The organism is Marinobacter sp. V34, assembly GCF_055524115.1.
The window spans coordinates 64,138-89,654 of record NZ_JBUPZY010000008.1 but is presented as its reverse complement, the minus strand read 5'-3'; the positions used below and the strand labels follow the sequence as shown (position 1 = coordinate 89,654).

At 56.3% G+C, this 25,517-nt stretch carries 20 protein-coding genes and 1 tRNA gene; 5 read left to right on the top strand and 16 right to left on the bottom strand.

Features of this window, described 5'->3' with window-relative positions; genetic code table 11:
• Window positions 1–8: 8 nt before the first annotated feature.
• The 3 genes from AC0B60_RS14025 (at window position 9) to mobA (ending at window position 2,886) form a co-directional block, all read left to right on the top strand.
• A complete protein-coding gene (locus AC0B60_RS14025) occupies window positions 9–1,853 on the top strand; it encodes a protein kinase domain-containing protein (protein ID WP_465086451.1) in 1,845 nt (614 codons plus the stop codon).
• 101 nt (window positions 1,854–1,954) lie between these two features.
• Window positions 1,955–2,031, top strand: a tRNA-Arg gene (locus tag AC0B60_RS14020).
• 228 nt (window positions 2,032–2,259) lie between these two features.
• A complete protein-coding gene (gene mobA, locus AC0B60_RS14015; RefSeq protein WP_465086450.1) occupies window positions 2,260–2,886 on the top strand; it encodes a molybdenum cofactor guanylyltransferase MobA in 627 nt (208 codons plus the stop codon).
• Here mobA and AC0B60_RS14010 read toward each other — a convergent pair.
• The gene (locus AC0B60_RS14010; RefSeq protein WP_465086448.1) at window positions 2,844–3,383 is read right to left on the bottom strand and encodes a cytochrome b; all 540 of its coding nucleotides are present in this window, start codon (window positions 3,381–3,383) and stop codon (window positions 2,844–2,846) included. The two genes, mobA and AC0B60_RS14010, sit on opposite strands and share 43 nt — an antisense overlap.
• Window positions 3,384–3,554: 171 nt before the next feature.
• On the opposite strand from AC0B60_RS14010, the gene AC0B60_RS14005 reads away from it, so the two are divergent.
• Window positions 3,555–5,219 carry a SulP family inorganic anion transporter gene (locus AC0B60_RS14005; RefSeq protein ID WP_465086446.1) on the top strand — a complete coding sequence of 555 codons (1,665 nt, stop codon included), beginning with the start codon at window positions 3,555–3,557 and terminating at the stop codon, window positions 5,217–5,219.
• Between the two features lie 27 nt (window positions 5,220–5,246).
• Here the strand turns inward: AC0B60_RS14005 and AC0B60_RS14000 are convergent, their stop codons facing one another.
• From AC0B60_RS14000 to uraD, 4 genes are all read right to left on the bottom strand, one after another.
• Window positions 5,247–7,463, bottom strand: a complete 2,217-nt coding sequence (locus AC0B60_RS14000; RefSeq protein ID WP_465086445.1) for a GGDEF/EAL domain-containing response regulator — start codon at window positions 7,461–7,463, stop codon at window positions 5,247–5,249.
• Complete coding sequence (locus AC0B60_RS13995; RefSeq protein ID WP_465086443.1) at window positions 7,444–8,355, bottom strand: diguanylate cyclase; 912 nt, start codon at window positions 8,353–8,355, stop codon at window positions 7,444–7,446. Before AC0B60_RS13995 ends, AC0B60_RS14000 begins: the two co-directional genes overlap by 20 nt.
• The gene (locus AC0B60_RS13990; RefSeq protein WP_465086442.1) at window positions 8,345–11,959 is read right to left on the bottom strand and encodes a CHASE domain-containing protein; all 3,615 of its coding nucleotides are present in this window, start codon (window positions 11,957–11,959) and stop codon (window positions 8,345–8,347) included. The genes AC0B60_RS13995 and AC0B60_RS13990 overlap by 11 nt, the downstream gene beginning before the upstream one ends.
• A 139-nt stretch (window positions 11,960–12,098) precedes the next feature.
• Window positions 12,099–12,614 (bottom strand): 2-oxo-4-hydroxy-4-carboxy-5-ureidoimidazoline decarboxylase, encoded by a 516-nt coding sequence (uraD, locus tag AC0B60_RS13985; protein WP_465086441.1) that lies wholly within the window; start codon window positions 12,612–12,614, stop codon window positions 12,099–12,101.
• 537 nt (window positions 12,615–13,151) lie between these two features.
• On the opposite strand from uraD, the gene AC0B60_RS13980 reads away from it, so the two are divergent.
• Window positions 13,152–13,907: a GntR family transcriptional regulator gene (locus AC0B60_RS13980; protein ID WP_465086439.1), complete on the top strand. Its 756-nt coding sequence runs from the start codon at window positions 13,152–13,154 to the stop codon at window positions 13,905–13,907.
• Window positions 13,908–13,977: 70 nt separating this feature from the next.
• Here AC0B60_RS13980 and AC0B60_RS13975 read toward each other — a convergent pair whose 3' ends face one another.
• The 11 genes from AC0B60_RS13975 to AC0B60_RS13925 form a co-directional block, all read right to left on the bottom strand.
• Window positions 13,978–15,291, bottom strand: coding sequence for a glycerate kinase type-2 family protein (locus AC0B60_RS13975; protein ID WP_465086437.1), 1,314 nt, complete (start codon window positions 15,289–15,291; stop codon window positions 13,978–13,980).
• Between the two features lie 129 nt (window positions 15,292–15,420).
• Window positions 15,421–16,311 carry a 2-hydroxy-3-oxopropionate reductase gene (locus AC0B60_RS13970; RefSeq protein ID WP_465086601.1) on the bottom strand — a complete coding sequence of 297 codons (891 nt, stop codon included), beginning with the start codon at window positions 16,309–16,311 and terminating at the stop codon, window positions 15,421–15,423.
• Between the two features lie 32 nt (window positions 16,312–16,343).
• The gene (gene hyi, locus AC0B60_RS13965) at window positions 16,344–17,120 is read right to left on the bottom strand and encodes a hydroxypyruvate isomerase (RefSeq protein ID WP_465086436.1); all 777 of its coding nucleotides are present in this window, start codon (window positions 17,118–17,120) and stop codon (window positions 16,344–16,346) included.
• 87 nt (window positions 17,121–17,207) lie between these two features.
• On the bottom strand, window positions 17,208–18,983 hold the full coding sequence (gene gcl / locus AC0B60_RS13960; protein WP_465086435.1) for a glyoxylate carboligase: 1,776 nt from the start codon (window positions 18,981–18,983) through the stop codon (window positions 17,208–17,210).
• A 110-nt stretch (window positions 18,984–19,093) separates the two neighbouring features.
• Window positions 19,094–19,591, bottom strand: a complete 498-nt coding sequence (locus tag AC0B60_RS13955) for an ureidoglycolate lyase (protein ID WP_041334478.1) — start codon at window positions 19,589–19,591, stop codon at window positions 19,094–19,096.
• Between the two features lie 20 nt (window positions 19,592–19,611).
• A complete protein-coding gene (locus tag AC0B60_RS13950) occupies window positions 19,612–20,448 on the bottom strand; it encodes a bifunctional allantoicase/(S)-ureidoglycine aminohydrolase (protein ID WP_465086600.1) in 837 nt (278 codons plus the stop codon).
• Window positions 20,449–20,459: 11 nt separating this feature from the next.
• Window positions 20,460–21,410: an allantoinase PuuE gene (gene puuE, locus AC0B60_RS13945; protein ID WP_465086433.1), complete on the bottom strand. Its 951-nt coding sequence runs from the start codon at window positions 21,408–21,410 to the stop codon at window positions 20,460–20,462.
• A gap of 110 nt (window positions 21,411–21,520) precedes the next feature.
• Complete coding sequence (locus AC0B60_RS13940; protein ID WP_465086432.1) at window positions 21,521–22,756, bottom strand: urate hydroxylase PuuD; 1,236 nt, start codon at window positions 22,754–22,756, stop codon at window positions 21,521–21,523.
• A gap of 50 nt (window positions 22,757–22,806) precedes the next feature.
• Window positions 22,807–23,160 (bottom strand): hydroxyisourate hydrolase, encoded by a 354-nt coding sequence (uraH, locus tag AC0B60_RS13935; protein ID WP_465086431.1) that lies wholly within the window; start codon window positions 23,158–23,160, stop codon window positions 22,807–22,809.
• A gap of 76 nt (window positions 23,161–23,236) precedes the next feature.
• A complete protein-coding gene (locus tag AC0B60_RS13930) occupies window positions 23,237–23,995 on the bottom strand; it encodes an outer membrane protein OmpK (protein ID WP_465086430.1) in 759 nt (252 codons plus the stop codon).
• A 67-nt stretch (window positions 23,996–24,062) separates the two neighbouring features.
• The gene (locus AC0B60_RS13925) at window positions 24,063–25,406 is read right to left on the bottom strand and encodes an NCS2 family permease (protein WP_465086429.1); all 1,344 of its coding nucleotides are present in this window, start codon (window positions 25,404–25,406) and stop codon (window positions 24,063–24,065) included.
• Window positions 25,407–25,517 lie beyond the last annotated feature (111 nt).

The following is a 25,517-nucleotide window of genomic DNA, read 5'->3' as shown; positions in this document are numbered from 1 at the left end:
GGAGCATCATGGCGCAGAAGACGCAACTGCAGCAGTTTTACATACCCGAAGAGCAGTCGATCTATCTGCTCAGCCATGACGATGCCAAGAAGCTCAAGGACTGGGTGGCGCTCTGCGCCGCCCAGCTCCGCCAACTGGGCTACCAGGACATCGAACTGATCGGCAAAGGCGCCTACGGCTTTGTATTCGCCGGCCACCTGCCACACCAGAACAGCAATGGCCCGGAACACGTCTTCAAGTTCACCCGCATCAATCTTCCCCAACACCTGCAGGACCGCCTGGAAGACGAAGCCTACATTCTTGAGCAGGTTCGGCATCCAAGGGTGCCTCGACTGATTGCCTATCAACGGGCCCACAATCAACCCATCCTGGTGATGGAACGCGCGGCGGGCCTGAACCTGGAAGAAGTGTCCCTACGCGAGGGCCGCCTGAAGCCCCGCCTGGTCATACGGATTGCTGACCAGATCGCCGACATTCTGCGCAACCTGCGCCGTGAGAACGGCCCGTCTGGCCGACCGATCGTTCATGGTGATATCAAGCCCTCAAACCTGGTGTTCGACGCCAGCACCGAGAACATCGCCCTGATCGACTGGGGCTCGTCGGTGTTCGCCCAGCTGGACGCCAACCAGCAGTTCCTCACCACCAATGTGATGGAACTGATGTCCGATAACCTGCAGCAGACCAACGCCCGCCTGGGGGATGTCTACTTCATCGGTGAGGAACAGCTGAACGGTGGGCTGTCTTCCCCTCGCTTTGATGAACAGGGCGCTGCGGGCACATTGTATGCGCTGGCGTCTGGCCAATCGTGCCGATTTGGTCACCAGGCCATTCCCGCTGCCTCCCTTGGGCTGCCCATGGAATTCGCCCGCATGCTCGACGGCATGCTATCTCCGGACCCGCAGACGCGGCGAAAAGCCGGTGACTACTACCTGAATGAAATGCCGCGAATGGCGCGCACGGTGATGGTCGATCTCAAAGAGCCACCGCTGGGCCCCATGGTGCCGGTGTGGACCCGTGCCTCCGATCACGAAATCGACACGGTCGTTTACAGCTCCCGTAAGTCTTTCCTGCGACAGGAGGGCGCCCCGGAAACCCTCAACGACGTCAACGATGTGCAGCTGGACCGCTACTACAAAAACTTCATGCAAGGCATGGGAGAAACCGAGAAAGCCTTCCTGGCCGCCGTCAGCCGGCTGGGGCGTTATCCGGTGGAAGGTGGCCTAGCGGTGCGCTGGGAGAGCGACGGTGTCTATATCGACACCTCCCTGAACCTCCACGACCCCAGCCTGAAAACCGCGTTCATCCGCGCCGTCAACAACATGGTCTACCTCGCCCAGGCCATCTACCGCCAGGGCATTTTCAAAAGCTGCCTGTTCAACGCCCGCAATACCCTGCACATCGACCGCGCCGAACCGGATCAACCTTTTCAGATTGAGCCAGGCATGCAACTGCGCTACGAAGTCAGTGCGGCTCCGGAAGTGGAAGACGAATCCCGGGTGCACTCCTACTTTGAAGACGGCCCAGACCCGGAAGAATTCCTGGTGCTGCCGCAGACCATCATCACCGCGCTGGAAGCCCTCAACGATATCCACCACACTGGCATGATCATCTTCGAAGCCCTACCCCGCCACCTCAAGATCCACAGCCATTACCGTCTGCTGGACCCGGAGCGGGAGAACGAGTTTTCTCGCCTGCTCGACGAGATTCTCACCTCAGTGGACAAGATCACCGGGCTCGGTGTCTCCGGCTTCATGAAAATGCCCTACAAGGACACTCGATTCTTTCCTCATATCGAACGACTGCCGGAGCGCTACTACCCGAAAAACCCCAGGGCAAAAGACGTCTCAGGCTGACGCCCAACGGATGGCAGATCGGCGCCAACAGGACTGGACAGAGGACACCATCACACGTAAGATTGCGCACTCGAAATTGACGCCAAAGCGTTGGATTTCATCCGCCCGTAGCTCAGCTGGATAGAGCGCTGCCCTCCGGAGGCAGAGGTCTCAGGTTCGAATCCTGACGGGCGGGCCATTTCAACAGTTAATCAGCAAGTTACACTTGCCAACCTATCTTGACTTACCCTGATTAAAGACGCCTCGGGCCACTGACCAGATTAACCTGGCACAACAGCGGTTTTTCCCAAATGCCAAATAGGCTAATCTCTGCTGACGTGCATCGGGATTCAAGTCCGTGGCGTTCGATCAGCACTTGTCGCAAGTTCCCGATCAGGACAAAAACTCCGGCGAAAAGGGGCCGAACATGTCTGAATGCGCGGTCATTCTGGCGGGCGGCCAGGCCAACCGGATGGGCGGTGGTGACAAGGGGAGATTGATGCTGGGTGATCAGTCGTTGATCCAGTGGGTCATTGATCGAATCACGCCGCAGGTGGACGCCGTGGTGCTGAACGCAAATGGAAGTCTGAGCCGGTTTGATGATCTGGGCTTGCCGGTGGTGGCCGACTCTATCCCTGATTTCGCGGGCCCGTTGGCAGGTGTACTGGCGGGTATGGATTGGGCAGCCGAACAGGGGCACGAGTGGTTGGTCAGCGTCGCTGCGGATACCCCGTCGTTCCCTTGTGACCTGGCTGCGCGGTTGGCCGGGCATGATACACCGGTGGTTCTCGCGGCCACGCCGGATCCGGAACGTGGCCGCCAGCCCCAGCCAACCTTTGGCCGCTGGCGGGTCTCGTTACGGGATGATCTTCGAGCCGCCCTGAACGACGGCGTACGCAAGGTCCGTCAATGGACACAAGCCCAGGGCGAGACGCTGGTGGTGTTTTCTGAGGACGACTTTTTCAACATCAATACACCGGAAGATCTGGCCTGGGCCGAGAGGCACCTTGTTCAAACCATCCGGCGGAAAATACCATCCCCACGGAACATATGACGGAAGGCCGCTGCGATATGGCCAGCGACCAGAACACCTAACGTTATGGCAAGCCACCCATGTATCGCAAACAGGTCGCCAGCCAATTCCTCGTTCTGTGGCACGAAAGGCATGGCGGGCAGTTGGAAGTCGCCCACGATGCCCAGAGCCGGATACGCCGTCACACCGGCCCAGCCAAACAAAGGCGTGAATACCAGCAGTACATAGATCAGGTGATGCACACTTTTCGCGGCAATCTGCAATGTGTGGGGCATGTCCTCCGGATAGGGAGGGCTTTTTGCCCGAATTTTCACCACGATTCGCAGGATCATCAGCAACAGCACACTGAAGCCAATGGCTTTATGCATGCTGTACAAAGTATTCGTCAGCGCCCCCCATATATCCGCTTCCGCGCGTGAGGCCATCCAGAGCCCGACGGGTATCAGCGTCAGAACCATCAACGCCATTACCCAATGCAGTACCCGCCAGCCCTTGGGGTATTTCTGGATCTGTTGCATACGCCTTCTCCATCAGCGAATTTATCCGTGCACTCTCAAGAGGCGGTGCCATGCAGCCTTGTGAAAGCATAGATCATAGAGTGGAATTCTACTTTCTCTACCCTGATGCTGGTAATGTGCTATACGGTTATCAAAGCCCTTAATGGAGAGCTCCAGCGGCTACGCGTCTAAATGATCTTCAGGCTCTTTCCCTTTCTGAAATGGGCCAGGCCCACGAGACGGCAGACCCGGGCGGATGCCATTGCCGGTATCACGGTTGGCTTGGTACTGATCCCCCAGGCTCTGGCTTATGCCCAACTTGCAGGGATGCCCCCCGTTACCGGTCTCTATGCAGCACTGCTGCCGGGCATTGTTGGGGCATTGTTCGGTTCATCGTCACTACTTGCGGTAGGGCCTGTGGCATTGACCAGCCTGCTGACCTTTGCAGCGCTGCAACCGATGGCCGAAGCGGGATCCCCGGAATGGGTGGTGATGGCGATATGGCTCGCCCTCTATTCCGGGCTCATGCAGTTTCTTATGGGCGCGTTCCGCATGGGCATTCTTGCCAACCTGATCTCGAATGCTGTCATTCAGGGATTCGTGAATGCGGCTGCGGTCATCATCATCGTTTCACAGATACCTGCCCTACTGGGCTTCGATACAGGTGCGGGCGCAAACTGGCTATCCACTATCTGGAGTGAATGGCAAGACGCCCCATGGCGGCTGATCACAACCGTCGGGTTCGGCCTTGGTGGCGTGGCCGCTTTGCTTTTACTCGGAAAATTGACCGCGCGGCTGCCTGCGGTGATGGTCGTTACATTGATCGGCATCGCCGGCAGTTACCTGCTGGGATTCGGAGAGCTTGGTGGCTCGATCATCGGGCTGGTCGGGAGTGGACTTCCCCAGCCTTCATTGCCGCTGACGCTCTCCGTTGACCAGCACCTGGCCCTTCTTCTGCCCGCTGCGATCATTGCGCTGATCAGCTTTACCGAAGCGATGTCCAGTTGCCGCACCATGTCACGAATCACGGGAGAGCCGTGGGACCGGAATCAGGAGTTAATCGGCCAGGGGCTGGCCAAAATGGCCAGTGGCTTCAGCGGTGCCTTCCCCGTGAGCGGTTCTTTCTCCCGCACGGCGCTGAATGCCTACAGTGGTGCGAAAACCGCGAGGGCTTCCCTGATCGCCTCGCTGGTGGTACTGATCTCTCTTTTTGGCTTTACCCAGCTCCTGTATCACCTGCCAACCGCGATCCTCGCCGCCATCATCATCGTGCCCGTCACCCGGTTGATTGACGTCCGCTCGCTTACCCGATTAAGTCGTGAAAACCCCAAGGATGGCATTGTAGCCCTCGTCACTCTGATCGTGACGCTACTTACCGTACCGAACCTATACTGGGGAATACTCGCGGGTATGGCGGCCTCGATGCTCGCGTTTCTTCACCACCATGCCGTGCCGCGAATCATTGAGCTGGGGGTTCATGAGTCGGGAGGGTTTCGTGACAGAAATCTCTACAAGTTGCCGCCCATTGCCGAGGGAGTACTCGGCGTACGCATGGACGCCTCACTGACTTACCTGACAGCACCTGTTCTGGAGCGCTCTATCCGCAAGCGAGTGGATGCCACCCCGAACCTGAGAACTGTGTTGATTTCCGCTTCCTCCCTGAATCAGGTCGACTCTACAGGCCTGGACACCCTGCAGGACATCTGGTCTTTTCTGGATGCAAGAGGCATTACCCTCTACCTGTCAGGTCCCAAACTTCCGTTAAGGGAGGCACTTTCAAGGACGGGACTGGCCCAACTGATCAAAGAGGAGAACATCTTCGCGACCGACGCGAAGGCTATTGAGGCATTGACGTAAAACTCGGGGCACACTCAGGCACGCTGCTCAGCTCGACCTCTCCGCGAAAAATGTCCACAGCGGTTCGGGGCGCCCAAAGAAGTACCCCTGTAAATAAACCCCAGGGTGGTAGGCTCTCAGGAAGTCAGCATGTTCTTGCGTTTCAACTCCCTCCGCCACAACTCGAACATTCATGGATTCGCCGATACGTTTCACCATATCGACAATATCGGCAGACGTGGAGTCGCTTAACGCCGACAGCACAAAGGATCGGTCAATCTTGATTTCCGATATGGGGAGCCGACGCAACTGGGATAGCGAGGAATAACCCGTCCCGAAATCATCCAGCGAGAACGTACATCCCAGGTTCCGTATCGCCTCCATTTTTTCGACAACGGCATCCACGTCTTTCACCATGACGCTTTCCGTCAACTCGAACGTAATCAGCGCCGGAGGGTAACCCGAGTCCGCGACCAACCCGAGGATCGTCTCCGCAAAATCTTCTTCCGCCATGTGCTTGGCGGAAATATTGATCGAACAGCGAAGTTGTCGCGAATCCGCTCTCATCTGAGCCAGCATTCCGAGGCACTCGCGAACGATATGGCGCTCCAAAGCGACAATCTGCCGGGTCCGCTCTGCAAAAGGAATGAACTCGCCGGGCCCCAACAACCCTCTTTCCGGATGATTCCAGCGAACCAGCAGTTCGATTCCGGCCAGTTCACGGTCCGGGCTAAGCTGGGGCTGTGCATACATTACAATTTCACTCTCCTTGATCGCTCGGGCCAGTTCCGATTCCACCGCCATTTGCTGCCGGATATTCTTACTCATGGAATCTTCAAATATCGCGACAGGCCGGTGCGAGTCCTTGGCATTCCGATGCGCTGTTTCGGCATGGCGTAACGCCAGCGATGGCATGTCGGAGCTTTCTGTTGGGTACAGTGCAATGCCACCGGTTGCTTCTATCGTCAACGCCCCTTCCGAGCGATAAGGTACGGGTTCCCCCAGAGCTGCCTGAATACGCTCGAACAACCGCATTGCTATCCGGTAGGCTTCGTCCAACGTCCACTGCTTTGGTGCGAGCACTATTCCAAATTCATCGCCCGACAGACGAGCGATGGAATCGTCTTCATGGCAGGCATTCCTGAGCCTCTCGGCAAACGTCTGAATAACAATATCACCGCAGTCGAAACCATAGGTCTCATTTACATATCGGAAGTTGTTGATATCAATAACGATCACCGCAGTGGCCATACCACCGTGATGACACAGCTTCAGCACCGTACTCAGTTGGTCCAGGAAAAGAGCCCGATTGGGGAAACCGGTAACAGGATCACGCCAGGTCAGCTCTTCCAGCCGCTGCTCGGTCTCTTTCAGGTTGGTGATATCGTTAAAGACCGTCACGTAGTGGGTCACCTGGCCATCATCGGCCCTTATCGTGCTGATCGTTCTTAGCTCCGGGTATACCTCGCCGTTCCGTCTGCGGTTGTAGATTTCCCCCGACCAGTGATTATGTACCCCCAGAAAATCCAGAATACTGGTGTTGCCATGGCGTTTATCCACGCGCATATCCAGAATGTCATGATACTGACCTAGCGCTTCCCCTTCAGAGTAACCGGTAATACGGCTGTAGGAGGGGTTCACTGCGGTGATCTTTCCTTCGTAATCGAGCACCGCAATGCCTTCCGAGGTCGACATGAAAGCCTGCTCATAGAGGTTCCTTGAGGCAGCAGTCTGGTCCCGCTTCTGGTCCTGCATCAAGCGCCAGTTCAACTGGTCCATCTGATGCAATCTTTCGTTTAAGGTTTGATTGAGCTCGACCATATGATCAAGCATGCCCTTGAGGGAAATGTGGGTGCGCACTCTTGCCCGAACGGAGGAAATGCTGATTGGTTTGCGAATAAAATCCACAGCCCCCGCCTCAAACCCCTTTTCCTCGCTTTCAGCGTCACTGAGTGCAGTGATGAAGATAACCGGAATATGCTGAAGCTCCTGGCGTTTCTTCAGCCGTCGACACATTTCCAGACCATCCATGTCTGGCATCATGATATCCAGTAGCAATAAATGAGGGCGTTCTCCCTTATCGAGAAGCCCCAACGCCTGTTCCGCGCTGGTGGCCACGATAATGTCATGATCGTTTTTCAGTGCATCCGACAACACGCGTATATTGGTGGGCTCGTCATCCACGACCATAACCCTGGGTTTCACCTGAAAAAGGTGCATTCCAGCGGAATCGTCCCGGTTCAGCTTAGATGGCAGGTCTGACACAGCTACGCCCCCCTTCCCTCTTTGCTTCATAAAGATATTGATCCGCTGTTTCCTTCAACTCTGAAGAATTTGTCCCTTTATGAGGAACAATGGCGAAGCAGCCGACTGACACCGAAAAGTCGGGGCAAGCCTGCCCACTGCAGCGGCACTTTTCGTGTTCTGCTTCCAGAACCTGCTCCAGACGCTTGGCCGCCCGAACCGTATTGCTGAGTGTGGCGCCGGGCAGCATTGCAACAAATTCATCGCCGCCGAGCCTTGCCACCACGTCGCCCGCGCGGCCAAACGTCTTTTCCATGGACGTCGCCAGACGTTGCAGGCAAACATCACCCTGGGCGTGCCCATATTGATCATTAATGTTTTTGAAATGATCCACATCCACCAGAGCCAGACCGAGGGAAAGTTCCTGTCGAAGAGCCCTTCGCCACTCCAGGTCCAACTGCTGCTCAAACATTCGCCGGTTGCCGATCCCGGTCAGTGTATCCCGCAACGCCTGTACCGCCAGTAGATCCGTCTTTCGCTTAAATTCAACAAAGGTTGAAACCTTGGCGCTCAGGATGATTTTGTTGAAAGGTTTGAGGACATAATCAATAGCGCCTTCGCTGAACGCCTCCTCAATGTCGCTACTCTGATCAGAAGCCGACATACAGATCACCGGCAATTCCTGGTAGGACAGGTCCGATTTCAAACGTTTCAGAAACTCAATACCGCTACCATCGGGCAGGTAGAGGTCAAGCAACACAAGATCCATATCCGGCGACAGGCATCGCTCTGCCTCTGCCAACGTCTTGGCAACAACAAGTTCACAGGCCGCCCCCAGTATCCCCACAAGACTGGCGATACCTGTAGGGTTATCTTCCACAACAAGTACAACTGGCTGTTCTTCATTGCTCATTATCTGGCCTATGCTCCGTTGAGACCTCATCCAATAATTCGAGTGCCTGCTGAAAGTCATAGACCTCCAACGTCTGCCTTAGTCTGTTCGCCAGTTTCATGTGACTGCTGGCAATGAGATGATTCAATATCACCCGTAGATCTTCATCCTCAGCGATACGATTACCACTCAATTTTGTCTTAACACGAGAAAGCACGGCTCGTAACTCTGTGTCAGTTTTAGCGGTACTACTACTGCCAGAGGCTATTACCCCAAAGTGCTGCTCCAAACGACGACTGTGATCTGAAAGCAGGTTGAGCAGTTGAGGCAACAAGGACAGTGACGCACGATCCTCCTGGGCGTTCTCAACCTGGCCAGCCACTTGAGCAAGTTCTGTGTCGGCAATGCTGGCGGCAGCCCCCTTGATTTTGTGCGCTATGTGGCGGGCATCTTCCGCCAGCGCGGCCTGCCGGACAGCGGCAACCATCTCAATGGAACTGGCAATAAAACTTCTGACACACCGCGTGAACAAAGCACGGTCGTCACTGAAAAGACGATCATAAGCCTGGCGTGAAATAAATTCCGGCATGCCCGTTACCGCTATCTCCGCGTCGTCGGATACCTCGGGTGTGTAAACCATTGACCGACGGTCATCAAAATAGGTTTCCAGCAGTAATTGGATATCCTTCGGAACCACGGGTTTGGTGAGATAGTCCTGCATCCCCGCGGCCTTGGCCGTCATGCGATCATGATCGGAAATGGAGGCCGAGAGAGCAACAATGATCGCGCCATCCGCGTTGGCACAGCCATGGATGCGCTCGGTGACCTCCTGCCCGGTCTCACCGTCCAGGTGAAGATCCATCAGTATGAGATCGAAACCCCGATGCCCCAGGTGCTTGACGGCCTGGTCACCCGTCTGGACAGACTGCACATCGACACCAAATGAATTCAGATAGCTTTCAACGATCTCACAATTCAACGGCACATCATCAACGACCAGTGCAGACAACCCGTCAAACTGTGGTTTCCCGCCCCCCAGCGAATCCAGTGTGTTTCCATGCTTTTGGGAGAAGTGCTCGAAGAGTTTTGACGGCGTTAGGGGTTCGAAGGCCATATGCCCACCGGACCGTTCGAAGTCCGCGGTCCATTCCCGCCAGTAGCCGGCAGGGGCAATGATCAGGATAGCCCAGAGCGGATACCTGTCGGGATGGGCCAGGATCTCGCTCACGAAACTGTCCAGCAGGCTTGGCTCCATGCCGTCCAGATCAATCAGAAAGAACCTGTCTTCGGAGTCTTCAACCTTCGCTATATTCTCAAGAATACCAGGCCACCGGGCCATATCGTCGACGGCTTCAAGTTTCAGGCGCCAGTGCTCCCGATAATCTTCGAGCAAAGCCAGATTGGCGCGGAAACCGTAATGGAAGACGTGAATCGGCCTTCCCGTTCTCGCGGAACTCACCGTGCCATCGACCTGAGAGACGCCCACAGGTACCAATAGCTGGAACGTAGAGCCCTTGCCAACTTCGCTCTCCAGAGTCAGTTCCGCCTTCATCAATAATGCCAGTCTTCGGCTGATGGCAAGGCCTAACCCGGTCCCACCGAAATTCCGGCTCGTGGATTCGTCCGCCTGCCGGAAGTTGTCGAAAATCCGCCCCTGGTCCTCAGTGTGGACCCCTACGCCGGTATCCGCGACTTCAACACGGAGAGAACCGCTTGTCTGACTCTCAGCCCGGTAACCAATCCTGACATCGATACCGCCTTTACGGGTGAATTTGACAGCATTACCGACAAGGTTGGTGCATATCTGAGAGATACGCAGCAGGTCGCCCGCTACCCGATTCGGTGTTGCGGGATCAAAGGACACCCTGAGTTTCAGGCCTTTCTCTTCCGCAACAATGGCAAACAGATCGACACTGCGGTGAACCAGCGCATCGATATCAAATGAATGGATATCCAGCTCAATGTGATCCGCTTCAATCTTGGAAAGATCCAGAATGTCATTCAGAAGTTGCAGGAGTGCCTCAGACGCAGAGAAGGCTTTCTTTACAAGCCGTCGGGGGTGATCCTCCAGCCCGGCTTCCTGCAACAACACCAACACACCGATAATGGCGTTCATGGGTGTACGGATTTCGTGACTCATATTCGCCAGGAAGGCTGTTTTGACGGTCACCGCCGATTCCGCCGCCTGCTTCTGCTCCTTGAGTTCCGCATTCAGAACCTCCAATTCCTTTTCACGCTGCACGATATCGGTCACATCAATCGTGGTCGCCATGAAACACCGCTCACCCTGCAAAGTCACCGGGTGATAACTGATCACTACATCACGGATCTCACCCTTGCGGTTCTCAAGCGAAGCACTGGCCTGAACGCTCTTCCCTCCCAGCGCCTGTTGATAATGTGTATTGCGTTCTTTAACAAGGTCGGGGCCAAGCATCTGCTCCAGATTCTGGCCAATTGCGGCTTCTTTGCTGAAGGGAAACCAGTGTTCTCCGTAGGCGTTCATAAAACGGCAGGTGAGCCGGGAGTCCCAGACGGACACTGTCAACGGCAGGTTGTCGGCCAGCGTGTTGATGAAAGCCAGGCTTTCGCGCAACTCCGACGTTTTCTCAACAACCTCACTCTCGGCACGGCGGCGAGCGTTAGCCATGAGCGCGAAGACCAGAAAAATCAGGGTATTGATAACGAGCCCGCTGACGAGAATGATGGCGGGCTGTTTGCCAGCATTAAACGTTTCGAAGCGCAACGTGGTCTGGACATCGAAATGCCACTGACGACCATACATATCCATCACGTAAGAGGTCTCGAACATGGGTGTAGGGTCGTAATTGTCACCGCGGGTTTCATCGAGTTCGCTGTACAGGCGGGATTCACCATCCGTAACCCGAAAGTGAACAAGCCGGTTGACGTTGGCGAGCGTGCCTTCCATCAGTTTCGACATGATGAATGGCGCGTAAACCAGCCCACTGAATAATGACTCACGTTGATCGGCCGGTGGTACTTCTGCGGATTGGTAGAATGGCCGGAAGAAAAGGAATCCCGGTGTTTTTTCTTCATCCTGTACCAGTACGATAGGGCCCGTGATCTGGGTTTGACCGGTTCGCATTGCTTTGAGCGCCGCCTGATACCGATTCGATTCATGGGCCATGTCGAGCCCGACGGCCGCCCTATTGGACGCCTCCGGCTCAATATAGACTATAGGCCAGAAATCATCGCCGCCGTGGGAAGGATGAACCCGAAAGTCTGAACGCTCCCGTTGTTTTCCCGCGATATAGTCGCCCAGATTCTCATCAGCAACACGCTCAATAACACCGATACCGTTAATGCCTGGCAAACGCTCCTGAAGCGCCAGCACCTCACTGAAGCGCTTCCACATGGCCAGATTCACGCCGCCCTCTGAAGCCCGGATAGCACCTGCACCGGACATCAATGCAAATTCGTATTTCTGCATCCGGTCCCGCAGAAGTTCATTGAGCTGCCCGACCTGATAGTCAAACTGCTCCCCGGCCTTCTCCTCGACAATTCGGGACGAAACCTGCCAAGCGGTGAGGGTAAGAAGCAACGAGAGGGAAATCACCGCCCAATGGAGTAGAGACAGTGACTGAAAGGACTTCCATGCGCTGAACATATCTCGGCCCACATCCTGTTAGGAACAACACGATAAAGTGTAGTTCAGTTTCGGAGTGAGCACGAGAAGATATACGCCTCAAAAGTCTAGCAATTCTATACTTTGAACCTGATGCAAAAACGGTTCGGCATTCCACCCGCTACATGGCTTGCAGGCGGAACAAGGCAATCTTATTAATCTCGCTCAGTGCACGCTGGAATTCCTGCTCGGGAGAATTGTCTATGCGCTCTTCAAACGACGCCAGGATCTGGTGTCGATTACTGCCTCGCACCGCCATCACAAAAATAAACCCGAACTTGGCTTTGTATGCCTCATTCAGCGCTACAAATCGCTCAAACTCTTCCGGGCTGCAATCCTGAATTCCGGCACCGGCCTGCTCGGACGTACTCGAGGCCGTCAGCTCTCCACGCATAGCGGCTTTGCCTGCAAGGTCAGGGTGGGCGTTGATCAATGCCAACTGAGTGTCGTGATCTGCACTGAGAAGGATGTTGGCCATCCGCTCATGCAGGCTTTCGACCTCATCACATGTTTCATCGATGCCCATCTCATAGGCTTTATCCGCTACCCACGGTGAGTGCTCATAGATGTCCGCAAATGCGGCCACGAAGTCCTCGCGCCCAAGGCTGGACGGAGTCAGGGTTTGAAAACGGCTCATTGTTTGCTCCTGATACCTCAATGAATGATACCTCAATGAATACGGCCGGCACGCCTCATAGCGCGCCAGACCAAATATATCGTATACAATTAACACAGACATAAATGTGAGGCAATTCTTTTTGCGGACCAGCAATATCGCTGATCTCAACATGAGACTCACTCACTATCCTTAATCCATCATCGATCTATAAAGACGAAAATCACAAACTAATGGGATACAATATATCTAATTTATGTATTCATTTATATTTGAATTGTGTTACTCTTTGATCAGGTCATCGTGGCCACGGCGGGGAGGTTTTGTGACATTCGATCTGCGAGCCTTACCCGCCCTCCTGCAACACACTCGACTTGCCTCAGTGTGTTTTTACCCGCCTCCTGGCGGGTTTTTTTTGCCCCTACCCCAGCCCCAGTGATGGCCGGGAGCTCCGAAAGGTGGCACGTGATTGGATCAGGCTCGGCTAAACGGGGTCATTTCTCGTATACTATCCCACTACCGGATTTCGTACTTCCACCACCTCATTCGCGAGACATTATGAGCAAACAAGCGCAGCCCACCAAAAGCCCGAACCGAGCCGACAAAAAACGGACGGGGGCGACAAGCGACACCATATACGCCCACATGTTCGACGCTATTCTTGAGCATCGCCTGGCCCCGGGAACCAAATTGAGCGAAGAGGCGCTGGGAGAGATTTTCGGAGTCAGTCGTACGATTATCCGGCGGGAGCTGTCGCAGTTGGCACATGAGGGCGTCGTTTCCATTCGCCCCAACCGGGGCGCGATGGTGGCCAGCCCAAGCGTTGAGGAAGCTCGCCAGATTCTCTACGCAAGGCGTTTGGTCGAACGCGCCATCACAGAGCTTGCCGTTCAGCACGCCACTGAAGAACAGATCGATGAGCTGCGGGGGATGGTGACAGAGGAGCATGATTGCTTTGCCCGCGGGGATCGGGGCGCCGGTATTCGCCTGTCTGGCGAGTTCCACCTGAAACTGGCCGAGGCGGCGAACAACACCCCCTTCGTTGGCTTCCAACGCAGCCTGGTTTCGCAGACCTCGCTAATCATCGCCCAATACGAAAAGGGAACCCGTTCGCACTGTTCCTATGATGAGCACAACCAGTTACTGGATGCGATCTCCGCCCGTGACACCGACAAAGCCGTTTCGTTGATGATGCATCACATGGATCATATCGATGCGAAACTGAACTTTGACAACGAAAGCACAACCGACGACCTGCATGCAGTGTTCTCACACATAGGCTTTGCCCGAAAAAAAGCCGGCGCCAAACAATAAGCACTGGCCAGGGCATTCGCGTGCGGGACCAATATTGGTGTCGACGCTTTGCTCACTTGGATTTCGGGGCTCACATGGACTTTGGGAGCACCAGAATGGCGCGGAAATCATTAACATTGGTGCGAGTCGGGCCCGTGATGATCAAGCCATCGAGTGCCTCAAAAAAACTGTAGGCGTCGTTGTGGGCGAGATACGTTGCAGGGTCCAGCTTCAGGGCCTGAACCCGCGACCAGTCATTGGGCCCGAAAATGGCGCCAGCGTTATCCTCGGAGCCATCAATGCCGTCGGTGTCGATGGCCAAAGCGTGAATATTGGGTGCCCCCTGAAGGACCGAGATCGCGCCCAGGAGGTATTCAACGTTGCGGCCTCCTCGCCCTTCACCGGACACCGTAACACTGGTCTCGCCACCTGAAAGGATCAACAGGGGTTCTTTGAGGTCTTTTTGCAGCTTCAACGCCATTGTCGCATGCTCACCTCCGAGCTCCCTCGCCTCTCCTTCAAGATCGTCACCCAACACACGAACGTCTACACCGGCCAGGTTTGCGGACGCCTCAGCGGCTCGAAGTGCATCACAAGCCCTGGCCTGAACGATCGTGCGATCAAGCCCAAATTCGGGAGAATGCGGCTTGGGTGCGGTATCGTCGCTGACCAGGTGGCTGCGCACTGCCTCTGGAATATCAATGGAGTACCGCTCCAGTATTTCCAGAGCATCCAGTGGCGTTGTCGCATCTGGGATGGTTGGCCCTGAGGCGATGAGCGCAGGATCGTCGCCGGGCACATCGGAAATCAGATAGGTGATCACCCTCGCCGGATGGGAAGCGACAGCCAGGCGCCCGCCCTTAACGCGCGAAAGATGGCGCCGCACCGTGTTGATCTCCCGGATCGGGGCACCACAACGCAACAGCGTCTTGTTGATGGCCTGCTTTTGCTGCAGCGTCAGCCCTGGCGCCGGCAGCGTCATGAGTGCGGAACCGCCACCGGAAATCAAAGCGACAACAAGATCATTCTCGGTCAGCCCGGCCACCGACTCGAGCATACGCTGGGCAGCCTTTTCGCCCAGTTCGTCCGGCATGGGATGAGAAGCTTCCAATACCTCGATGTGACGACATTCCGCGCCGTGTCCATAACGGGTAACAACGAGGCCGGAAAGATCGGCGTCATCGTAGGTATCAGCCCACGTGCGCTCGAACGCCGCAGCCATTGCCGCAGCCGCTTTGCCAGCCCCAATCACAACGGTACGTCCGGCCGGACGCGGCGGTAGCTGGCCAGCCGAAAGCAGCGTATCGGGATGGACGGCGGAGACCGCCGTTGCGGCAAGCTGCCTGAGCCAGACATTCACTTCTGTCGGATGATCAAAGGACAGCGAATTGGACAAGGCGTGCATCTGCGGCTCCTCGCAACGGATAGAAATTAAAGAAACGACGTGGTACGCCAGCGCGCCCCAATCGCGCCCTAATGGCCGGTGCCGAATCGACACCGGCCACTGGGTTTGAGTGCAGCGCCGGCTGCTTAACTAGGCACCAATCTCGTGGTCTGCCAGTTTTTCCAGGGCCTTCACAATGCCTGCGTGGTCCCAATCCGCGCCACTGTTCGCGGCGCAGGCCTGGAACAGTTGCTGGGCGTTGGCGGTGCCAGGCAGCGACAGGTTCAGGCTGCGTGCACTTTCCAGGGCCAGGTTGAGGTCCTTCTGGTGCAGGCGAATACGGAAGCCGGGGTCAAAGGTGCGCTTGATCATGCGCTCTCCGTGCACGTCGAGGATCTTCGACTGGGCCAGGCCACCCAGCAGGGCCTCACGCACTTTCGTTACATCCGCTCCGGCTTTCGACGCGAAAAGCAGGCCTTCAGCCGCAGCCTGGATAGTCAGCGCTACCACGATCTGGTTGGCAACTTTGCAGATCTGACCGGCGCCGTGATCACCAATATGGGTGATGGTCTTACCCATTACCTCAAGGACGGGCAGGGCCCGGTTAAAGCCTTCATTGGTACCACCCACCATAATGGTCAGGGTTGCGTTAACAGCGCCACCCTCGCCACCAGATACCGGGGCATCGACGTACTCACCACCAGCCTCAGTGATGCGCTTGGCAAATGCCTGGGTGGGGATCGGCGCGATGGAGCTCATATCGATGACCAGCGTACCGGGCTGGAGGCCTTCAACAATGCCGGCCTCGCCAATCAGCACTTCCTCAACATCGGGGGTGTCCGGCACCATGGTGATGATAATCTCGGCCTGTTCCGCAACTGCCTTGGGGCTATCGACTTCTTTCATGCCCTTGGCCGCCAGGCCTTCGTCCAGGGAGCCGTACTTAACGTAGGTTACCAGCTCGTGGCCTGCTTCCAGCAGGTGTCCGGCCATGGGCCGACCCATAATCCCGAGACCAATAAATCCGATCTTGCTCATAATCCTCTCCTTACTAACTTTTTTGTTGAATGACCTTATCGTGCGTTATCCAGCCAGCCGAGACCTTCGAGCGTCGTCGTCGCAGGCTTGTACTCGCAACCGATCCACCCCTGGTAGCCCAGGCGCTCAAGATGGCCGAACAGGAACGGGTAATTGATCTCTCCCGTGCCGGGCTCGTGGCGCCCTGGATTGTCCGCCAGCTGCACATGGCCGATTTTTGAAAGGTGCTTTTCGATGGTCGGGGCCAGGTCGCCCTCCATGATCTGCATGTGATAGATGTCGTATTGCAGTTGCAGATTGTCGCTGCCCACTTCCTCGAACAGCGCCAGGGCCTGCTCGGTCCGGTTGAGGAAAAAGCCGGGTATGTCGCGGGTATTGATGGGCTCGGCGAGCAGCAGGATGCCTGCTGCTTTCAGTTTTTCGGCGGCGAAGCGCAGGTTGTCGATCAGAGTTCGACGGGCCTGTTCTTCGCTTACCGTGTTTGGTCGGATACCCGCCAGACAATTCAGTTGCTTGCAACCGAGCACGGTGGCGTAGTCAATGGCCAGATCCACGCCCTCACGAAACTCGTCAACCCGATCCGGGTGGCAGGCAATACCGCGTTCACCCGCCGCCCAGTCCCCGGCGGGAAGGTTGTGCAGCACCTGGGTAAGGCCATGGGCATCCAGCTGCTTTTTGATGTCTGCCGCGGGGTAATCGTAGGGGAAGAGATACTCTACGCCCTGAAAGCCTGCCGACGCGGCGGCCTGGAAGCGATCGAGAAAATCCTCCTCGGTGAACAGCATGCTTAGATTCGCTGCAAACTTAGGCATTTTGGGGTCTCCTACTCGTCCATTTTTGGGTCTTCGCCCCCTCTACCTGTTGTTTTCCCACAGGTTGGGGGCGATTGATTGCGATATTCAGGTCAGACTGGCTATTGAGGTCGGAGCATCGGTGACGTTCTCTACCAGTGCTTCGAACTCGTTAACACCATCAAGGTCGGTCCCCATGGCAATGTTGGTCACACGCTCAAGGATGATCTCGACCACAACCGGTACCCGGTGTTCGTGCATCAGTTGCCGCGCCTGTACAAACGCCGGGCCAATGTCATCAGGCTTGGTGACCCGCAACGCCTTGCAACCAAGGCCTTCGACCACCGAGACGTGGTCCACGCCATAATCGTTTATCTCGGGGCAGTTAACGTTCTCGAACGACAGCTGTACGCAGTAGTCCATGTCGAAACCACGTTGCGCCTGACGGATCAGCCCCAGATACGAGTTGTTCACGAGGACATGGATGTAGGGCAGCTTGAACTGTGCCCCGGCAGCCAACTCCTCGACCATGAACTGGAAGTCGTAGTCCCCGGAGAGGGCGACGACCTCAGCCTCGGGATCGGCACGGCATACGCCGAGGGCTGCGGGAATGGTCCAGCCCAGCGGGCCGGCCTGGCCGCAGTTGATCCAGTGCCGCGGCTTGTATACGTGCAGGAACTGGGCTCCAGCGATCTGCGACAGACCAATGGCGGTCACGTACCGGACATTCTTGCCGAACACCTTGTTCATCTCTTCGTAGACGCGCTGCGGCTTCACCGGCACGTCGTCGAAGTGAGTCTTGCGCAACAGAGTCTGCTTGCGCTCCTGGCATTCCTGGGCCCAGGCTCCGCGAGCCTTGAGTTTGCCTTCGGCGCGCCACTCCTTGGCCACGGTAATGAAGAGTTCCAGCGCCGCCTTGGCATCAGAGACAATCCCATAATCCGGCCCAAAGATACGGCCAATCTGGGTAGGCTCGATGTCAACATGAACAAACTTCCGGTCCTTGGTATAGGCCTCGATGCTACCGGTGTGCCGGTTCGCCCAGCGGTTACCAATGCCCATCACGAAGTCGGACGCGAGCATGGTGGCGTTGCCATAGCGATGGGACGTCTGGAGCCCCACCATGCCGGCCATCAATGGGTGGTCATCGGGAATCGTTCCCCAGCCCATCAAGGTCGGAACAACGGGAACACCCGTAAGCTCTGCAAACTCAACCAGAAGATCGCTCGCATCACTGTTGATAACGCCGCCACCGGCAACCAGCAGGGGCTTGTCAGCCTCGTTCAGCAAGGTCAGCGCTTTTTCGATCTGCGCCCGTGAAGCCGACGGCTTGTAGGCGGGCAACGATTCGTAGGTGTCCGGATCAAATTCGATCTCGGTCATCTGCACATCGATAGGCAGGTCAATCAGAACGGGACCCGGACGGGAGCTGCGCATCAACTGGAACGCCTGCTGGAACGCCCGCGGCACCTGTGCCGGTTCAAGGACGGTAACCGCCCATTTGGTAACCGGGCCGGCGATGGCCTGGATGTTCACCGCCTGGAAGTCTTCCTTGTGCAGCTTGCTGCGCGGCGCCTGCCCAGTGATGCAAAGAATGGGTATGGAGTCGCCCGTGGCTGAGTACAGCCCGGTAATCATATCGGTGCCAGCAGGTCCGGACGTTCCGATGCAGACACCGATGTTGCCTGCTTTTGTGCGGGTGTAACCCTCTGCCATATGAGAGGCCCCTTCCACGTGGCGTGCAAGGACATGATCTACCCCTCCAACCTTGCGCATGGCGGAATAGAACGGGTTAATTGCCGCTCCGGGCACTCCAAAGGCAATATCGATACCTTCTTTCTTCAAAACGTGAACAGCGGCTTCTGCTGCGGTCATGCGAGTCATGGTGTTTCCTCCGAAGTAAGGTTGTTCTTGTATTCGAGGCGAAGCTCGTCCCGGCGCTTGAAACGTATGTGCACCGTCGGTAAAGGTTGAATGGAAATTCAGCCGGTAGATCAGTCAGATAGGTCGAGGAGCACACGCACCTCCATTCCGTACTCGTCGCAGTTGTTCCCCGAGCCGCCGCGATCGATAACCAGGAATTCGCCTTCCCGATCCAACACCGACTGCACGGCGTGCCAGGTACCCGCGCGGTAATTCACTCCCTGGAAACCATCAGTGACAAAGGCGCGAACTTCATCAGGGCTGATCGTGTCGCCTGGGGGTGCGACAACAACCAGGAATCGCTCCTCGTGCAGGGGCATAAAGGCCTGGCTGCCTTGCGGGTGGCGCTCCAGGAACGACAGCTCCAGCGGTAACGTCACCGGCTGGCTGACAAAAATACTCACCAGAACCCGTGCCTCATCACCGAGCAGCTCCACTTTCGCCAGATCATGGTGGCGCTGGGTGCGCCCCGCATTGATGGGAAAGGAGTCAGCCGTGCGTCGGTCAATAACATCCCCGAATTCGGCGAATGCCTCCGGGCTCAGCGGTTGTGCTTTGAGTTCCAGCATAAAAATGTCCTCGTCTCAGCTCAGCGCGAACCGAATCCGCTGAGTTTCATGTGCCGGTTCACGTCCTTGTAAAGCAGGTAGCGGAAAGGTCCCGGCCCACCGGCATAGCACGCTTGCGGGCAGAAGGCGCGAAGCCACATGTAGTCACCCGCCTCCACTTCAACCCAATCCTGGTTGAGGTGATAAACCGCCTTTCCTTCCAGCACGTAGAGGCCATGCTCCATCACATGGGTCTCGGCAAATGGAATGACTCCGCCGGGCTGGAAATTGACAATATTGACGTGCATGTCATGGCGAATGTCCTGCGGATCAACAAAGCGTGTTGTCGTCCAGCGCCCCTCGGTGCCCGGCATCTCGGTGGGCGTTATGTCCGTCTCATTGGTGACAAAGGCCTCAGGCACATCAATACCGTCGACATGCTCGTAGGCTTTTCGCACCCAGTGAAAACGCAGCGGCGCATCGCTCTCGTTGAACAACTGCCAGGCCGCACCCGGCGGGATAAAGGCATAGCCGCCCTCTTGCATCCGGTGTTGTTGGCCGGCAATGGTCAGGGTCATCTCACCTTCAACCACAAACAGAACCCCTTCCGCGCAAGCGTCCAGTTCTGGTCGCGAGCTGCCACCCCCAGGGGACACCTCCATGATGTACTGGGAAAACGTCTCGGCGAACCCAGACAGCGGGCGTGAAAGCACCCAAAGCCGGGTTTTTTCCCAATGCGGCAAGGCACTGGCGACGATATCCCGCATCACGCCCCTGGGAATGATGGCGTAGGCTTCGGTAAATACCGCACGGTCAGACAACAACTGAGTCTGAGGTGGATGCCCGCCAGCGGGAGCGTAATACGTAGGTTTGTTCACAGATCGATTGCTCATTGCTGCTCCTTGGATGAGAGCGGGTGGTGGTGCTCGGCCCAATGGCGTGCAATATCCACACGTCTCGTAACCCAGACACGATCATGGGCTTCTATGTGATCGAGGAATCGTTGCAGGGCCCGAAAGCGCCCCGGCCGGCCAACCAGCCGACAGTGGAGCCCCACGGACAGCATCTTTGGCGCGTCCTCACCCTCTGCATAAAGCACGTCGAAGGCGTCCCGTAAGTACTGGTAAAAGTCCTCTCCGGTGCCGAAGCCTTGCGCTGAAGCGAAGCGCATGTCGTTGGTGTCCAGGGCATAAGGCACCACCAGGTGGTTGTGCATCTCGCCCTGGCTATCGTACTGACGGGTCCAGAGCGGCAGATCGTCCCCGTAGTAATCGCTGTCGTAGAGAAAGCTGCCTTCGTCCAGCACCAGGCGGCGTGTGTTCTCGCTGTCGCGACCGGTATACCACCCTGCCGGCTTCTCACCGTACAAAGCCTCGAAGATCTCGATGGCCCGGCGCATATGCGCGCGCTCTATACCTTCCGGAATATTCTGGTAGTGAATCCAGCGCCAACCGTGACAGGCGACCTCATGACCCAGCTCTTTAAACGCATGGGCAAGCTCGGGGTGCCGCTCAAGGGCCATCGCCACGCCAAATACCGTCAGCGGCATGCCGCGGCGCTGAAACTCCTTCAGTACCCGCCATACCCCTGCCCGTGAGCCGTACTCATAGATTGACTCCATGCTCATATGTCGGCTTGGGTAGGCCTCGGCCCCGGCGATTTCGGACAGGAACTGCTCCGAATGTGTATCGCCATGCAGGACGCAGTTCTCCGCACCTTCCTCATAATTGAGAACGAACTGCACGGCAATGCGTGCCCGGCCAGGCCAATTTGCATGGGGAGGCTCAGAACCGTAACCAATCAGGTCTCGGGGGTAATGGTCTGGATTAGCCGGATTCATCAAGCAACTTCCTTCTTCCAATCCGTTTGGCAGGCCGTTGGTACCAGCTCGCCCTCAATATGTATTGTATACTTAAATATACTATATTGTATCCAACATGAACGCAACACTCATTCACCCCAGTTCTTGATGATTTCGCGCTCTTCTTTGGTCATGTTCGTGGTGTTGCCTAACGGCATGTAACCGTTAGCCACAACCTCCTGGATCTTGGCCTGATGGCTGAGGATCTGATCAACCGCATCAAACGCAAATCCCGCAGGCGGAGCCGAAAACGCCGGGTTCTCAGGTTGTTTCGAATGGCAACCCGCACAGTGCTCTTCGATCGTCGCGCCCACGTTGGCAGCCAGGGGGGATTCACTTGCCTCATGCGTCGCATTGGGCTCGGCGTTTGCCTGAGCCGCTGCCACCTGGGACTCTCCCGTGGGCGCGGCCACCCAGAACGTCAGCAGAATCAACACACCACCGGCGAGAAGGTAGGAAGGCTGGGGTTTGCCCGCGTGCATCAGTACGAAAAACTGGCGGATAACGGCGCCGGCAAATATGAGCAGCGACATAACCAACCATGCCTGAGCCTCTGTGTACGCAAAGGCGTAGTGATTACTGATCATCAGCAGGACGACAGGAAGCGTGAAGTAAGTATTGTGGACAGAGCGTTGTTTACCGCGCTTGCCATCAATCGGATTGGGCTTCTCGCCCGCCTTAATGGCATCGACCATGCGGCGCTGGCCCGGAATGATCCAGAAAAAAACGTTCGCGGACATGGCTGTCGCCATGACAGCACCGGTCAGAAGGAAGGCGGCACGGCCGGCAAACAGTTGAGCGCTTACATAGGCAACAACAACGAGCAACACCCCAACCGCAATACTCAGAATGCCGTCCCGTTCCATGTTAGGGCTGATGCGCTTGCACAACTCATTGTATACAACCCAGCCAAATGCCAGGAAAAGCACCGCCGCAACGTTGGCCTGCCATCCACTTAGCTCAGCAGCCCACTGCCAACTGCTATTGGTGTTCACCAGGTAGAAGCCTGGGTTGACCATGTAGAGAATAACGAACAGCGCGAAACCCGACAGCCAGGTGGTGTACGATTTCCAGAACGACCAATGCAGGTCGGCAGGCAAGGTACCCGGGCTGGTGGCGTACTTTTGGTTGTGATAGAAACCGCCCCCATGCACGGCCCACATCTCACCAAAAACCCCCTTCTTTTTGCAGTTTTCGGCCTGTGGCGGCTTGAGGCTGTTATCCAGCATCACGAAGTAGATTGACTCACCAATCCACGCAATCGCCGCAATCACATGCAGCCACCGCAACATGAAATTCACAAAATCCAGAATGTAAGCTTCCATTAACCTGTTCTCTTGTTCGCACTGTTGTATTGATGACTGGCCATCTCGACTCAGCTACCGCGGTAGGTGGAGTAGCTATAGGGAGAAAGCAGGAGGGGCACATGAAAGTGCTGGGAGGCGTCAGCCACGCCGAAACGCAATGGGATGACATCGAGAAAGCGCGGCTCGTCGGCTTCTACGCCTTGGCGCCGAAGATAGTCACCAGCGTGAAAGACCAGCTCGAACTGGCCTTCGGTAAAGGCTTCTCCCTCAAGAATCGGGGCATCGCAGCGGCCATCATCATTGGTGGTGACTTCTTTCAGCAAGGTGCGCGACTCACCCTCCAGTCGGTAAACCTCGATACGAATACCCTGTCCGGGGCAACCCAGCGAAGTATCCAGTACGTGTGTGGTAAGGCGTCCCATAAAGTTCTCCTGTCATGTGATGGCAGCTGGACCGCTGAAACCAGCGGCCCAATGGATCCTATGATGCTAGCGAGGGTCAGAAGTGGAACTTGACCAGCGCGCTAACAGCGTTCTCCGTATCTATGTTTGGGCTACCGAATTTATTACGCCAGTACGAGTACTCTATACCGGCGAACAACACGCCAGCCTCTCCCGTGAAATGACCAAGGTCGAGTTTGAACTGAGGGTTGATGTGCAAGTCCGCACTCTGACCACCGCTTACCCCCGATGAATAGTCGATAAAACCGTCAAAGAGAAACGCCGCGCTGCCCAGTTCGAACGGCACACCCCATGTTACCGTCAACTGCCAGTCGTCCGGCGTGTCGAACGCGGTGTTGTTTTCAACATAGTAGGCATTGGTGTTGAAGTACTGGAATCCAGGGATGTCCCAGCCCAATCCAAGGCCGTACATGTAGTTGTTCGCCTCTACCCCACCATCGAACTCATACTGGGTTGCCAGATATACGTCTTTAACCGGCCCGAAGCTCAGGTCCTGGCCGCTCAGCCAACTCAAGCTCAGGCGGGGCGCGAACTCCCCGTATGTGGAGTCAGCGCTACCCGAATCCCCCTGGACCTGATAGCGGTCAATGAAGAAGAACGTATCTCCCCAGTTATGGGCGGTCACGTTTTCAAAGGTAAACACGGTTGCGGACTCTTTTTGAGAGCCGAAGATTTCATAGTCATCGCTATAAAGCAGCGACACACTGGAACTGCCAAAGAATTTTTCGGCCTGAGCAACCGGAGCAAACGCGGTGAAAGCGCACGCTGTCAGCAGGAGTTTTTGCAAAAGTTTCATTTTTACTACCTCTCGTGTTGTTGTTTTGGGGTAAAACCTCGGGTTCGGGTCAACCACGCGCCTTCGGTCACAGGAAGGCGAACTTGGCGATGAAGATGACACAGAGAACATACAGGCTGACGGATACCTTCTTCCTCTGCCCGGTAAGCAGTTTCAACGTGGCATAGGTAACGAAGCCCAGCGCAATGCCATTGGCGATGGAGAAGGTCAGCGGCATCATCACCACCGTAATGATGGCCGGAATGGTGTCGGTGATGTCCTTCCAGTCGATGTGGGCCATTCCACTCATCATCAACATAGCGACGTATATCAGCGCGCCCGAGGTCGCGTAAGCCGGAATCATTCCCGCAAGGGGCGCAAAGAAGGTTGCCAGCAGGAATAGCACGCCGACAGTCACGGCTGTCAGACCAGTGCGACCACCCGCGGCTACGCCTGAAGCGCTTTCAACGTAGCTGGTTACCGGCGGGCAACCCACAAAGGAGCCCAAGACACTGGATGTACTGTCCGCTTTAAGGGATTTGGAAAGGTTTTCTATCTTGCCGTTCTCGTCAACCAGGTTTGCACGATGGGCCACCCCCATCAGTGTTCCCGCGGTGTCGAACATGTTCACGAAGAGAAACGCGAGCACAACGCTGATCATTCCCACGTTCAACGCGCCCGCAATGTCCATCGCCAGCCAGGTTGGCGCCAGGCTGGGAGGGAGCGACACAACCCCGGCATACTCCACAAGCCCCATGCTCCAGCCGATCCCCGTTACAACGAGCATGCTCAACAGGATGGCGCCAAAAACGTTGCGGTGGCTAAGCACCGCGATCAGCAAAAAGCAGATGGCGGCCAGCAGTGCTGAAGGCTCACCAAAAGACCCCATCGTCACCAGCGTCGCCGGGCTGTCGACGACAATGCCCGCCGTCTTCAGGCCAATGAGCCCGAGAAACAGACCAACCCCTGCCCCCATGGCAAACCGCAGGCTCATCGGAATGCTGTTAAGCAGCCATTCGCGGATTCGCGAGAGGCTCATAATCATAAACAGGATGCCGGAGAGGAAGACCGCGCCGAGGGCAACCTGCCAGGTATAACCCATTTCGCCAACGACGGTGTAGGTAAAAAACGCGTTGAGCCCCATGCCCGGCGCCAGTCCCACCGGCCAGTTGGCGTAAAACCCCATGAGCATACAGCCAAGTGCCGCCCCCAGACAGGTGGCGACGAACGCAGCACCATGATCAAGGCCGGCCGCAGCCATAACATTGGGATTAACGAAGATAATGTAGGCCATGGTTACGAAGGTGGTCAGGCCCGCTAACAGCTCAACTTTGACTGAGCTTCCATGCTGGCGAAGCTTGAAAATGCGCTCGAGCCAGTCCGTTCTCGCGATCGCTCCGAGCGAGCGCTTCTGCTGATCGATGTTTTCCACAAGGTATTCCTCATCATTGTTGTTTTCTATCACCCAGAGCAGAGCTCTTGAGGCAGGTGATGGCTGATTTGCCTATATCGGTATTTCCTGACTTTTCGGTCAGGAACCACA